The following is a 13,105-nucleotide window of genomic DNA, read 5'->3' as shown; positions in this document are numbered from 1 at the left end:
ATTTACATTCTATGGTTGTTTCTTGGTCTATTCGGATTGATTCTTTGAGTTTTAAATATATCCAGAGTAAAAAATTTTCATATTTGTGTTATCTAATCTTCCGGGGTGCAAGTTTAGGCAGATTTGGGAAGGCTTGACTTCACCTTTATAGTTTAGCCGGTTGCGCACCGACATTTTTACGAATTACGGTTTCAGGTTATCATTCCCGGGAAGGAAAATAAAAGCATCTGATGCTCAAACGAATTTCCACCCAGCAACTGACGATTGGCATGTTTATCGAAGCGGTCGAAGGAACGCTTTCGAACCAGGGATTTTTAAAACGGCACCGCTTTCTTTTGCGGCACGAGGAATTAATGCGTCAATTGAAATCAAGCGGCGCCGAAAGCATCGTCATCAACACGGCCAAGGGATACGATACCGAAGGCAGCGCGCGTTCTGCGGCCGTTTCGCCGCAACCGGGCAATTGCCCGGAAACCGTCGCCGCCGTCACCCATGCCGTACGCTCGGCCGCCGATACGATTGCCGAGACCTTTGCTTCCGCAGAAGACGGCGGCATTGTTTCGCTGAAGGGCATGGCTGCGGCGGCGGGCAAGATTTCCGATGCCGTGCAGTCGAACCCGGCGATTTTCATCGGTGTCACCCGCCTGAAATCGAAAGATGAGACGACCTTCGTGCACTCGGTCTCCGTCAGCGGGCTGATGATCCTCTTCGGTAATTATCTCGGGCTCGACAGGGGAACGGTCAATCTGCTCGGCATCAGCGGGTTGCTGCATGATATCGGCAAGGTGGAAATCCCCTCATCGATCCTCAACAAGGCGGAAGGGTTGAGCGCCAGCGAGCGGGAAATCATCAATCTCCATCCCGCATTCGGCCGGGATATATTGTCGCGCAACGCGCAGATGCCGGAGATGGTGCTCGATGTCTGCTTCAATCATCATGAGCGGATGGACGGCGGCGGTTATCCGAGCGGCCGTGCGGGCAGCCAGATCAGCCTCTATGCGCGTATCGCGGCGATTTGCGACGTCTATGACGCCATTACCTCGGTCAGGCCCTACAAGAAGCCGTGGACGGCGAATGACGCGCTGACCTGGATGCTGCGGCGGGAAGGGCATTTCGACATGCAGTTGCTGAAGAAATTCGCGCTGTGCATTTCCGCCTCGCTGCCGAGGGGTTAGTTGCCGAAGATGATCGCCATGTTCAGGCTGTCGATGTAACGGCCGTCGATCAGAACGGTGTCACGGCCCCGGCCTTCATGCACAAAGCCGATCTTTTCATAAAGCGCAATTGCTCTCGCATTGTCCGCATGCACGCTGAGTTCGACACGATGCAGCCCGCATTGACGGGCGGCATCGAGCGTCTGCCGCATCAGCCGTCCACCCAGCCCCTTGTCGCGATAGGCGGGCAGGATGCCCATGCCGAGCGTGCCGCGATGGGCATGGGTGGGCCTGCTCTCGCGGCGAATATCGCACCAGCCGACCACCTTGCCATCCGCAATCGCCACGAATTGCGGATGGTCGTTTTCGATCATGTCGAGAACGAAGGCGCGGACCGAATCGAGCGGCGGCGCCTCCAGGAAGCTCAGATATTTCCGCTCACGCGATACCGCATCGAGAGCACGGTGAAAGCTTTCAACGTGCTCCGCCCGGATGGGTTCGATGCTGATGGCGTCGGCAGCGGCCATCATGCCGCCTTCGTCTTCGCCTTGCGGGTCAGATGCACCACAACATTTTCGATCATGCGCATGCCGGCGTCCTGGCCGAGCGTCATGATCGATTCCGGGTGGAACTGAACGGCGGCCACCGGCTCCTTGGCATGTTCGATGCCCATGATCGTGCCGTCCTCGCTTTCCGCGGTGATGATGAAATCACGCGGAAGGGTGGAGGGGTCGGCGAAGATCGAGTGGTAACGGCCGACGGTCACTTCCTTGCCGAGACCGGAGAAGACGAGACCCGGTTCCAGCACGCGGATGCGTGAGGGCTTGCCATGCATCGGCACCGCAAGCTGGCGAAGTTCGCCGCCATAGGCTTCCGCCAGCGCCTGAAGGCCGAGGCAGACGCCGAAGATCGGCAGTTCGCGGGCGCGGGCGGCCTTGATCGTCGCCTTGCAGTCGAAATCCGTCGGGCTGCCCGGTCCGGGAGACAGCACGACGAGATCGGGCTGGAAGCGATCGAACACTTCTGCCGCAACCGGCGTTCTGACGGTGGAGACGGTCGCGCCCGTCTGGCGGAAATAATTCGCCAGCGTGTGCACGAAGCTGTCTTCGTGGTCGACGAGCAGGATCTTCACACCGGTGCCCACCTTGGCGGCGTCGCGCTTGGTGGAAGCGGCGTTGGTGCCTTTGGCATCGCGAATGGCGGCGATCATGGCGGAGGCCTTCAGTTCGGTTTCGGCTTCTTCTTCCTGCGGATTGGAATCGTTGAGCAGTGTCGCACCCGCACGCACCTCGGCAATGCCGTCCTTGATGCGGATGGTGCGCAGCGTCAGGCCGGTATTCATGTCGCCGTTGAAACCGACCATGCCGATGGCGCCGCCATACCAGGCGCGCGGGCTCTTTTCGTGGCCCTCGATGAAGCGCATGGCCCAGAGTTTCGGCGCACCGGTGACGGTGACGGCCCAGGCGTGGCTGAGGAAACCGTCAAAGGCGTCCATGTCATCGCGCAGGCGGCCTTCGATGTGGTCCACCGTGTGGATGAGGCGCGAATACATCTCGATCTGGCGGCGGCCGATGACCTTCACCGAACCCGGCTCGCAGACGCGGCTCTTGTCGTTACGGTCCACATCCGAACACATGGTGAGTTCGGATTCGTCCTTCTTCGAATTGAGCAATTTCAGGATCTGCTCGCTATCGGCAATCGGATCGTCGCCGCGCTTGATGGTGCCGGAAATCGGGCAGGTCTCGATGCGGCGGCCGGAGACGCGCACGAACATTTCCGGCGACGCGCCGACCAGATATTCCTGATGGCCGAGATTGATGAAGAAGGAATAGGGCGAGGGATTGATCGCCTTCAGGCGGCGCGAAATCGCCGACGGATTGCTTTCGCAACGCTCCATGAATTTCTGGCCGGGAACGACCTCGAACAGATCGCCGCGGCGGAAGCTTTCCTTGGCCTCCACCACCAGTTCGGAATATTCGCCGGGACGGTGATCGCCCTTGGGCGGGATGGTATCGGTGGTCTTGAAGGGATCGGGCGCGATGTCGGAGGACTTGCCGTCCGTCGTCACACCGCCCTTTTCGAAATCGTAGCGGTCGATCCAGGCCTTGGCGGAATAGTGGTCGACGACTAGGATTTCGTCGGGCAGGAACAGCACCATGTCGCGCTGGTCTTCCGGGCGCGAAAGCGACAGCTTGATCGCGTCGAACTGGAAGGCGAGATCGTAACCGAAGGCGCCGAACAGGCCGATGGCCGAATCCGCATTCGAATAAAAGAGGTCGACGATGGCGCGCAACGCCGTGAAGACGGTCGGGATTTTCGAGCGTTCTTCTTCGGTGAAAACGCGGTCCGGTTCGTTGACGGTCAGATCGAGACGGCGCGTGGTGGAAGCGCCAAGCGTGAGATCGGGCGTCGCCTTCAGCTTCTCGGTGATGAAGGAAAGCAGCACTTCGCCGCGACCATTATAGGCCTCGATCCACATCTTGCGGCCGAAACAGGAAATGCCGAGCGGCGGATCGACGATGGCCGTATCCCAGCGGGTGTAACGGCCCGGATATTCGTAGTTGGACGAAAAAACCGCGCCGCGATGGGAATCGAGCTTTTCGATATAATTATCGATGGCGCTGGCGTAATCGGCGGGCCGACGCTTTCGGCTGACCTTGATGCCGCCTTTCGTCTCGTAGGTTTCCGCTCCGTCATCCTGAATGATCGTTACCATTTCTCTCATACTTCCCGTTGTTCAGGCCCGATGACAGGCGGCATAATAACAAAAAAGCCGCCTGAAAATTCGGGCGGCTTGGACTTTGTCTGAAGACATGACTGGTCAAGGCCGCGAAAAGCTGCCCCACCACCAGTTAGCAATGTTCTTAGACACGATGTTCATGGGAAAATTGTTAGCGCGCACGATCCGCCTTGGCAAGCGGATTTCGGTGAGGGAATGAACCTTACGGGCCGTCGCGGCGTTGCACTCCTGCCGAAACGGTCAGGAGTGCCCCGAAAAATGCTTCATCGCCTGTGTCTTCTGGTAACCACCCTCGCATTGATTTCCGCCTCTGAACCGCCGGCGCAGGTGCCGGTGCCGCAACCGAAACCGGGTGAGGGGCAATCCGCCACCCCCTCGGACAAGCCATCGGACGAGTCGCCGCAAAGCCCGGCGGAAGCGCCAAAGCCGGCCCCGAAACCACAGGTCCCGGAAGAGCGGAAACCGGATGACGGCAAGACGCCGGCAGACAAGGGGTCCGATGACAGCAAGAAAGGCGTCGAAGGCAAGGCGGGTGAGGGCAAAGAGGAGGGCGAACCACGGAAACCGGACGTTGACGCCGCAAAACCGGAGGAGAAGCCGCCCGAGCCGGTGAAGCCAGAAGATCCGGCCGCGCTTCAGGCATGCCTTGGCGCGTTGAAGGATATCGGCGCCGAGTTCAAGCAGCTCGAGCCGATCCGCGATGCGGAGCAGGGCTGCGGCATCGAAGCGCCTGTCGAGCTTTCCGTGGTTCTACCCGGCATCAAGCTGGAACCATCGGGCACCATGCGCTGCGAAACCGCGCTTGCGCTTTCCCGCTGGACAAAGGAAATGATGGTGCCGGCGGCGGCCCTTGCGCTGCCGGAAAAGAAGGTGACGGCCATCGCCAATGCCTCGACCTATATCTGCCGCAACCGCAACAGCGCGGAAAACGGCAAGATTTCCGAACATGCCAAGGGCAATGCCGTCGATATTTCCACGATCGCCTTCGATAAGGGCGAGCCGCTGGTGATGAAACCGCGCGGTGAGGACGGAACGCCGGAAGGCGCTTTCCAGCGCACGATTACCGCCGCCGCCTGCCTGTTCTTCCGCACGGTTCTTTCCCCCGGCAGCGATGCCACCCATCAGGACCACCTGCATCTCGACGTGCTGGAGCGAAAAGGCCGCTATCTCTATTGCCGCTGATAAAAAAGGGGCGACCCGAAGGCCGCCCCGACTGGAGATGATGTTTCTGCCCGGTTTTAGAATTTCTGGGTCAGAGAGATTTTGAAGGTGCGTCCGGCTTCCGTATAGAAGTCCACCGGCTGGTTGACGGTGCTGACGGAATTCGGGTTCACGTCGCGAACGCCGACGGCATTCCAGTATTTCCTGTCGAACAGATTGTAGATGCCGGCCTGGATGCGCAGGCCCTTGGTCTGTTCCGGTTCCCACCAGCCGGTCAGGTTGAAGACGCCGTAGCCGGGGGCGTCGAAGGTGTTGGCCACCCTGTCGTCACGCATGCCGGAGGAGAAGACACCGGTAAGTTCCGTGCCCCAGACGTCCTGCTCGTAGCCGATGCCGACGACGGACTTGAAGGGCGCGACCGTGCGAATGAATTCGTTGGTGTCGGTGTCCTTGCCATAGGCGTAAGCGAGCGAAGCATGGGCGAAGAAGCCGTTTGCGAGGTCCTTGCGGACCTTGGCTTCGACACCGGAGATTTCGACATTGTTACGGTTGCGATAGGTGAAGAGCGATCCGTTGCCCCTGCCGCCGAAGCCGGGGAAGAGCGTCGTCGAGGTCGTGTACTGCTCGATGAAGTTCTTGTACTTGTTGTGGAACAGCGTCAGGCTTCCCGTGAGGTCGCCGGAGGCGTAGTTCGCGCCGATTTCGAAACCGTTGCTGGTCTCGGGGTTGAGGGCGGAATTGCCGACCACCGCGTAACCGGAGCTGATGTTGGAGAAGTTCAGGTACAGTTCGTTGATCGTCGGGGCGCGATAGGCCATCGACCATTGCGCGAAGAGCTGCAGTTCCGGCGTGACGTCATAGGTAGCGAGAAGCTTCGGCGAGAAGCGCGAGCCGCTGTTGCCGGTCGGCAGGCTGAAGGTTCTGTAGCCGCCATTGCTGGAAACCGAGCCGTCCGGGTCGTAGTCGTAGGAATCGAAGCGCAGGCCGGGGGTCAGGCGGAAGCCGTTGCCGAAGGCGATTTCGTCATCGAGATAAAGACCGAGGCTCTTGCCGCTCACGTCAGGCATGTCGGACTGGGACGCAGACGTCACGCCGGCCGTGTTGGCGTAAAGCTCCTGGCTGAAATCGGTCGTCATGGCGTTGCCGCCGAAACGGACCGTGTGCTGCACACCGCCAAGCTCGAAGCCGGATTCAAGGCCGCCGACGATGCCGAATGCGCTGTTGCGCATGCTGTCTTCGCGAATATAGAGCGAATTGTTGGTCAGGCGGTCACCGGCGCCGGATTCCTTGGAAAGACGCGTCCAGTAGAGCGAGAGATTGGCGGCGTCGATGAAGCCGTCGGTCGAGGGCGCTTCGTATTCGTAATCGAGCGATACGCGATCGCGCTCGGTATCCTCGTAGCCCCGGTAGTCGCCGATCCGGTAGGTTGAGCCCGAAACGCTGACGCCCTGCAGGGTCTTCATGTCGCTGCGGTTTCTCACCGAGTAACGCTCGGCCGTCAGCCCGATGCGGTGACCGCCTTCAAGATCCTGACGGATCTTGAACATCAGGTTGCTTTCATAGGTGTCGGCGGGATTGGGCTTGGTGCGGCGCGTGCCGTAGACATCGGCCGTGCCCTTATTGTCCGTCTCGTTGCCGCGCTTGTAGGAGCCCTGGAACAGGACCGAGGTATTCTCGATCTTCTTGGCGACGGCGAGCGATCCGCCCACGCTTCTGTCTTCGCTGTCATAGGTGGTCTTGGCCACACCGCCCCAGTCCCTGCCTTCGCCGATCAGGTCTTCCGGCTCGAGCGTGCGCAGCACCAGCGCGCCGCCGAGAGCACCGGAGCCGATACGGCTGGAATCTGCGCCACGCACCACATCGACCGTCGAAAGCGAGGAAAAATCGAAGCTCGAATTCGTATTGCTCAATGTGGTGGTGGCCTGACCCTGCCGGGCAAAGTTTTCGAAGAAGGGAACGGGAATATTGTCGATCAAAGTGACGACGCGCGCGCCGCCGAGGCCGCGAATGAACAGGCCGCCGGGCCGGCCGGGCTTGGCGTCGACGTAATCGACGCCCGGTTCCGTGCTGTTGCCGAGGTCCTTGATGCTGCCGATGTCCTTCTTGCGGATGTCTTCCGCCGTGGTCTGGCTCGCCAGCGGCGTGTCGGCGGCGGCATTGGCGCTTTTGACGCGCTTGCCCTTGACGACGATCCTTTCAAGCGTGGTGGCGCCGTCCGCCTCCGACGCGGCATCCTGTGCCAGCGCGGGGCCGGCAAGGGGCAGAAGAGAGATGGCAGTGCACAGAAGCAGCGCGGAATGCGTGCGCGAAATGGACATTAAGTACCCCCAGGTAGGCGCGCGAATGGGCCACGGCGTGCGAAAGCACGCCGCGCTTGCCGCCGCGGCTGAAACTGTTTTGATTGTTACGGGCGAGCCGATAAGCGAGGACTAAAAAACATGACGATAACTGTCAACATATTATATATGACTTTTTACATCATGTTTTAAAGCATAACAGTATGTTGCAAAAATATGACGCTTATCCGCTCTCGAACCTGACTGGTGAATGGGGTGTGAAAACGCCACGGTACGGTCAAAGTCCCGACATTGCCGCTTGCTAGGATATTCGCAGCCAGTTTACATGGCGAAACAAACCATGCCCCAACAATAAACAGATTATTAATCGGATACGGAAATGAAGTCTCTTGAACTGCTCGTCGAGCGGATCATCCTCTCCAGCCGCTGGCTGCTCGTCGTTTTTTATCTCGGGCTCGTCGCGGCACTGGCGGTTTATGCGTTTTCCTTCGCGCTCAAGTTTCTGAAAGTTGCGAAGAACGTTTTCACCTACGACGAAGCAGACATGATCCTTGCCATGCTGGGTCTGATCGATGCGGCGCTGGTCGCCAGCCTGATCGTCATGGTGATGATTTCCGGTTACGAGAACTTCGTCAGCCGCTTCGACGATGCCGATGCCGAGGTTTCCTTTCTGGGCAAGCTCGATTCCGGCAGCCTTAAAATCAAGGTCGCGTCGTCGATCGTGGCGATCTCGTCGATCCACCTGCTGCAAATCTTCCTCAACGCCAGTCAATATTCGGACAGCAAGCTGATGTGGTTCACCATCATTCATCTGGCTTTTGTCGTCTCGGCGGTCATGCTCGGTTTCCTGGAAAAACTGATGGCCAAGCCGAAGGACAAATCCGAAAAGCCGGTGCTTTGATCAGGATGGTCCAGCCGATATGAAGGTCGCAACCCCGTTCTGGCCATGCCGCATGTTTCTCGCTCCGGGCGCTGCGTCCCGGCGTGTCGAGGGTGCGTGAATGGTGAACACGGAGCGTCAGGCCAGACTTTGCGACGATCTGTCGGCTGCGGCCGACAAATCCCAATGGCTGGAGGCGCTGCGGGAAGTGATGCGCGCCTTCGGTTACGCCTATGTGACCCTTTTGCGGTTACCCGGCGGCCAGAATGCCTATGCCTTGCCGACGGTTGTCGAAAGCAGCCTGCCCATCTGGGTCGTGAATGCGATGACCAGGGACGGCGCGCTTGGGGACTGTCCCGTCATCAAGCGCGGGGCGTCGTCGATGATGCCGCAATATTGGTCGCTGCAGGATCCGGATATTGCCTGCGGACCGCTGGTGGATGCGGCGGCCTCGCTGAGCAGCATGGGCATTACGTCCGGTCTGATGGTGCCGGTACACGGCATGTACGGCAACCGGCATCTGATGAATTTCGCGGGCGATCGCGATATCCTGCCGCAAGCCGCGCTCAACGAGCTGAGCATGATCGTGCTGCATGCGCTGGAGGTTTATGACCGGCTTTGCCGCACCAACTCAAAAGGTCCGTCGCCGCTGACGAAGCGGGAACTAGACGTCGTGCGCTGGACGGCGCAGGGAAAGACTTCCGTGGAGATCGCCGAGCTTCTGTCCATCTCGGAACATACCGTCAATGCCTATATGAACAACGCCATCCGCAAGCTCGACTGCGTCAACCGCACCCAGCTGGTGGCCAAGACCATACGCCTTGGCCTGATAGACTGATCGACCCTGTCGTTCCCGGCAGGCCTCGCCTTACCGGTCGAGAACCGAGCGAAGCTCGACGAGATTCGAGCGAACCCGCAAAACGTAAAATCCCATGGTGGCGAGGTGCGAAGGCATGATCCAGCCGCTTTCCTCACCATTGGAAATGATCGCCGGCTGAATGCGCAGGGCTGCGCGGGTCTGCAACAGCGTGTCGTTCCAGAGATTGGTCAGGTTACGCTCGCGGATGACCTGTGCGAAGTCCGATCCGGCGGCGGAAAGCACGCCGTAATAGCCGTAGAGCTGTCCATAAGCGAACCAGAAGCGGTCGTCGGCGCGCGTATCGAACCAGCCGCCATTATAGTTTTCCGAACGCTCGCGCAGAATTGCAGATGTGGAGCCGATATCGCCGGCGATACGGTCGATGAACTGGATGAGGTTGTCGGCGCGGGTATCGAAGACAGCCTTGCAGGCGGCAAGCTCGCCGTTGAAGGCCTGGAAGCTGCGGATGGCGGCGCGGTAATAGGCCGGCGTCGGCGTCTTCGGGCCGAACGGATCGAGACCGAAATACCAGGAATATTCGCTGAACTGCATGTTCCCGCGCGCTTCCTGGAGATTGTTGTTGATGCCGGAGGTTCCGCGCACGCGGCCGAGCGTATCCACCAGTTCCACCGAGGTGCGGCGCACGGCCTGGTTTACGCCACGCTGGAAAGACGCCTTGTTGTCCAGAAACGGCGTGCTGTCCCAGTCCATGCCGAAAAGTCCGAGACGATAGAGCAGCATGGAGGAAATCCATGCGTTCTGGTTGACGTTGAAATCGGTGAGATCGGCGGCCGCGTCGACGATGGCCGAACGCTGGCAGACCGGCGCGGATGTGTTTGCGGCGGCGCCCGTCGCGCCACCCGCCGGGGCGGCAGCGGGCAATTCCTGCCCGGCAGGCACGGTGCGCTCTTCAAGCTTGTAGCGCGCGACGTAATCCGGGTCGAAATTCGTCCAGACCTGGGTTTGCCAGATGAAATATCCGTAAAAGCCGGCAAGAAGAATGACGATGACGGCGATCGGGCCCTTGATGAGCCAGTTGCGGCCGCTGTACCAGCCATGGGCGGCCATGAAGGGCCACAAAAGCCAGGCGACGAGAAGACCGGCGGCCCTGCCGATGGCGCTGAAGGCTGCCTGAATCAAAGCGGTGATCCGGTCGATCATGTCGTCATAGTCTCCTCTGCCCGTGGGGCTGGACGCCGGAAGAAAAACACGCGGCCTGCCCGCGCCCTTCGGCGCTTCGTATAAACCGCGGTCATTTACTGTCTTCCAGATATGTCCCGGTCAACCGGGATACAACATGATTGCGAAACTTTTCTCAACCTGCGGTCCGCGCCGGCCATTATGGCTTTCCACACCGATTGTGGAGCAACAGCCGCCGCGGAACCGAAGGGATATGCGCCTAGAGGCCGAGCTTGGCGATCTCGTCGTTCAGCCGGTCGCGTGCCTTTTTCGGCAGTTTGCCGTTCTTGACGGCGTCCAGATTGGCCGGCGCGGCATCGCCGACGACAACGAGCGCGATCATGCCCATGCCGAGATGCGGTGTGCATTTGACGACGTAGGCGCCTTCCTTCTCGACCGTCAACTTCACCGTCTCGTTCATCTTGCCCTTGAAGTCTGCGACACCCTCGGGGATCATGTCCTTCACGGCTGCCGCATCATGGCCCTTGTCGACCGGGACGAAGGTGATGACGTCGCCGACGGCGGCCTTGACGGTTGCGGGCTCGAAGACCATCGCCTGACCGTCGCTGCCCTTGTTGAGCATCTTCACTTCGATTTCGGCAGCAAGGGCGGGAAAGGCGAAAAGACCTGCGAGAATGGCTAGGCCGGCGAATTTGGCAGTTCTGTTCTGCATAGTTTTGCTCCTGAGAGAAAGCACATCCACGCGAATGTGTCGCCGTCGTCTTAGCCCAGGAGCGGGGGAGCCATCTTTGCGGAAAATCAAATGCGGCAACCGGACGCAGATGTTCACTCGCCCTTGAACGTCTCCACCCAGTGGCGGCGGCAGAAGGAAACATATTTCTCGTTGCCGCCGACATCGATCTGCGCGCCCTCCGTCACGACCTTTCCTTCATTGTCGAAGCGGGCCACCATCGTCGCCTTGCGGCCGCAATGGCAGATGGTGCGGATTTCGCGAAGCTCGTCGGCAATGGCGAGCAGTTCTTTCGAGGCGGGGAAAAGCTTTCCCTGAAAATCCGTGCGCAGGCCATAGGTCATGACCGGGATGTTCAGCCTGTCGACAATGTCGGCAAGCTGCCAGACATGGTGTTCGGAGAGAAAGTTGGCTTCATCGATGAAAACGCAGGCGACCGGCGCTTCGGCAGTGAGGGCCGATACCTCCGCGAACAGGTCGGTATTGTCATCGAAGGTCAGGGCGTCGGAGGAGAGGCCGATGCGCGAGGCGACACGGCCGACGCCGGCCCGGTCGTCAAAGGCAGCCGTGAAGATCAGTGTGCGCATGCCGCGCTCCTGATAATTATAGGATGCCTGCAGCAGCATGGTCGATTTGCCGGCGTTCATCGTCGAATAATTGAAATAGAGTTTTGCCATTATCCACTCCCGGAGCGCCCTTGCGTCCTTCGGACGCTTCTCAACAATGCTCCAACCTGTTGAATCGGCACATCGCGACTCACGGAGCCGATTCTTGTTTATGCCGATGCTGCAGCCAGCGTCTTTTGACGGCGAAGAAGCGGATTGAAAAGTGCCGCAGCGGGAAAAACACAGATTTCCGCAACCGGACTGTTTGTCGCATTCGGGCGTTGAAACCCGGTGATTTTCACGATTTTGTCGCAAACGGTGCGCCAAAGCACGCAAATGCGCGCGAGTTGATTGTGTCCGGCAGATATTGATAATGGCAAGGGAACGAAAAAACAGGGAGCAAGCCATATGTTTGCAAATAGAAGCCGCTGTCTGGCCTTGGCCGCAGCAATCTCCTCCATGACGTTCAGTGCGGCCGGTGCTGCGGAGCCGGCAAGCTGTGGCACAGTGCGCTTTTCCGATGTGGGCTGGACAGACATCACCGCCACGACGGCGACTGCCACCGTGCTTCTGAAAAGCCTTGGCTATGAAACCGACGTCAAGCTTCTCTCCGTACCCGTTACCTACACATCCCTGAAAAACAAGGACATCGACGTCTTCCTCGGCAACTGGATGCCGACCATGGAAGGCGATATCGCGCCCTATCGCGAAGACAAATCCGTCGAGACGCTGCGCGAAAACCTGACCGGCGCGAAATACACGCTGGCGACCAACGCCAAGGGCGCCGAACTCGGCATCAAGGATTTCAAGGACATCGCCGCCCACAGCGCCGATCTCGGCGGCAAGATCTATGGTATCGAGCCGGGCAATGACGGCAATCGCCTGATTCTCGACATGGTGGCCAAGGACAGTTTCGGTCTGAAGTCATTCGAGGTGGTCGAGTCGTCCGAACAGGGCATGCTCTCCCAGGTGGCCCGTGCCGAAAAATCCGGCGAGCCCATCGTCTTCCTCGGCTGGGAACCGCATCCCATGAATGCGAATTTCAAGCTGACCTATCTGACCGGCGGTGACGAGGTCTTCGGCCCCAATCTCGGCGGCGCGACGATCCATACCAATGTCCGCAAGGGTTACGTCGAGGAGTGCCCGAATGTCGGCGCGTTCCTCAAGAACCTGCAATTTTCCCTGCCCATGGAAAACGAGATCATGGGCAAGATCCTGAATGACGGCCTTGAGGGCGAGGCGGCTGCAACCGCCTGGCTGAAGGCCAATCCGACGGCGATCGAGCCCTGGCTCGCCAACGTCAAGACCAAGGACGGCAGTGCTGACGCCCTGCCTGCCGCCAAGAAGGCTCTCGGCCTCTAAGCCGCAAGACGATGCATGACTGCATCCGGCCTGCGCGGCAGGCCGGATCAGCGGGAAATAACGATGCCCATGCATGACCTTGCCTGTGAATTTTCAGACATTGAAGGTCATGCGCCAGCACCGCGTCCGGCAGTTTCGCTGCCGGCCGTCATTTCTGCATTGGAGCAATCCCGGTGA

General features: G+C 59.5%; 12 protein-coding genes. 5 read left to right on the top strand and 7 right to left on the bottom strand.

The window, feature by feature from the left end; genetic code table 11:
• Positions 1 to 230: 230 nt before the first annotated feature.
• Positions 231 to 1,175, top strand: coding sequence for a cyclic di-GMP phosphodiesterase (locus tag CFBP4996_RS09830; protein WP_080851127.1), 945 nt, complete (start codon positions 231 to 233; stop codon positions 1,173 to 1,175).
• On the opposite strand, the gene CFBP4996_RS09825 is transcribed toward CFBP4996_RS09830, so the two are convergent.
• Positions 1,172 to 1,684, bottom strand: coding sequence for a GNAT family N-acetyltransferase (locus tag CFBP4996_RS09825; RefSeq protein ID WP_162935835.1), 513 nt, complete (start codon positions 1,682 to 1,684; stop codon positions 1,172 to 1,174). The two genes, CFBP4996_RS09830 and CFBP4996_RS09825, sit on opposite strands and share 4 nt — an antisense overlap.
• Complete coding sequence (locus CFBP4996_RS09820) at positions 1,681 to 3,870, bottom strand: anthranilate synthase (RefSeq protein ID WP_080851132.1); 2,190 nt, start codon at positions 3,868 to 3,870, stop codon at positions 1,681 to 1,683. The genes CFBP4996_RS09825 and CFBP4996_RS09820 overlap by 4 nt, the downstream gene beginning before the upstream one ends.
• 282 nt (positions 3,871 to 4,152) lie before the next feature.
• Here CFBP4996_RS09820 and CFBP4996_RS09815 point away from each other — a divergent pair, with 282 nt between their 5' ends.
• On the top strand, positions 4,153 to 5,076 hold the full coding sequence (locus CFBP4996_RS09815) for an extensin-like domain-containing protein (protein ID WP_080851133.1): 924 nt from the start codon (positions 4,153 to 4,155) through the stop codon (positions 5,074 to 5,076).
• Positions 5,077 to 5,132: 56 nt separating this feature from the next.
• On the opposite strand, the gene CFBP4996_RS09810 is transcribed toward CFBP4996_RS09815, so the two are convergent.
• Positions 5,133 to 7,373 carry a TonB-dependent hemoglobin/transferrin/lactoferrin family receptor gene (locus tag CFBP4996_RS09810; protein ID WP_080851135.1) on the bottom strand — a complete coding sequence of 747 codons (2,241 nt, stop codon included), beginning with the start codon at positions 7,371 to 7,373 and terminating at the stop codon, positions 5,133 to 5,135.
• 358 nt (positions 7,374 to 7,731) lie between these two features.
• Here CFBP4996_RS09810 and CFBP4996_RS09805 point away from each other — a divergent pair, with 358 nt between their 5' ends.
• Together CFBP4996_RS09805 and CFBP4996_RS09800 are read left to right on the top strand one after the other, a co-directional pair.
• The gene (locus CFBP4996_RS09805) at positions 7,732 to 8,253 is read left to right on the top strand and encodes a TIGR00645 family protein (RefSeq protein ID WP_003524933.1); all 522 of its coding nucleotides are present in this window, start codon (positions 7,732 to 7,734) and stop codon (positions 8,251 to 8,253) included.
• A 100-nt stretch (positions 8,254 to 8,353) separates the two neighbouring features.
• A complete protein-coding gene (locus CFBP4996_RS09800; RefSeq protein WP_080851137.1) occupies positions 8,354 to 9,070 on the top strand; it encodes a helix-turn-helix transcriptional regulator in 717 nt (238 codons plus the stop codon).
• Between the two features lie 30 nt (positions 9,071 to 9,100).
• On the opposite strand, the gene CFBP4996_RS09795 is transcribed toward CFBP4996_RS09800, so the two are convergent.
• From CFBP4996_RS09795 to CFBP4996_RS09780, 4 genes are all read right to left on the bottom strand, one after another.
• A complete protein-coding gene (locus tag CFBP4996_RS09795) occupies positions 9,101 to 10,252 on the bottom strand; it encodes a DUF2333 family protein (protein WP_080851140.1) in 1,152 nt (383 codons plus the stop codon).
• Positions 10,253 to 10,490: 238 nt separating this feature from the next.
• Complete coding sequence (locus tag CFBP4996_RS09790) at positions 10,491 to 10,943, bottom strand: pseudoazurin (protein WP_003524080.1); 453 nt, start codon at positions 10,941 to 10,943, stop codon at positions 10,491 to 10,493.
• A 113-nt stretch (positions 10,944 to 11,056) separates the two neighbouring features.
• Entirely contained in the window at positions 11,057 to 11,638 is a 582-nt protein-coding gene (locus CFBP4996_RS09785) for a thymidine kinase (protein ID WP_080851141.1), read from the bottom strand.
• A 98-nt stretch (positions 11,639 to 11,736) separates the two neighbouring features.
• A complete protein-coding gene (locus CFBP4996_RS09780; RefSeq protein ID WP_162935798.1) occupies positions 11,737 to 12,027 on the bottom strand; it encodes a hypothetical protein in 291 nt (96 codons plus the stop codon).
• Between CFBP4996_RS09780 and CFBP4996_RS09775 the strand changes: the two genes are divergently transcribed.
• Positions 12,026 to 12,928, top strand: a complete 903-nt coding sequence (locus CFBP4996_RS09775) for a choline ABC transporter substrate-binding protein (RefSeq protein ID WP_371259706.1) — start codon at positions 12,026 to 12,028, stop codon at positions 12,926 to 12,928. The genes CFBP4996_RS09780 and CFBP4996_RS09775 overlap by 2 nt on opposite strands.
• The last annotated feature ends 177 nt before the right edge of the window (positions 12,929 to 13,105 follow it).

This window comes from Agrobacterium leguminum (genome assembly GCF_005144435.2).
In the GTDB taxonomy this organism is placed as follows: Bacteria; Pseudomonadota; Alphaproteobacteria; order Rhizobiales; family Rhizobiaceae; genus Agrobacterium; species Agrobacterium leguminum.
Note: the sequence above shows the minus strand (reverse complement) of the source record. Positions and strands in the feature narration are given on the sequence as shown.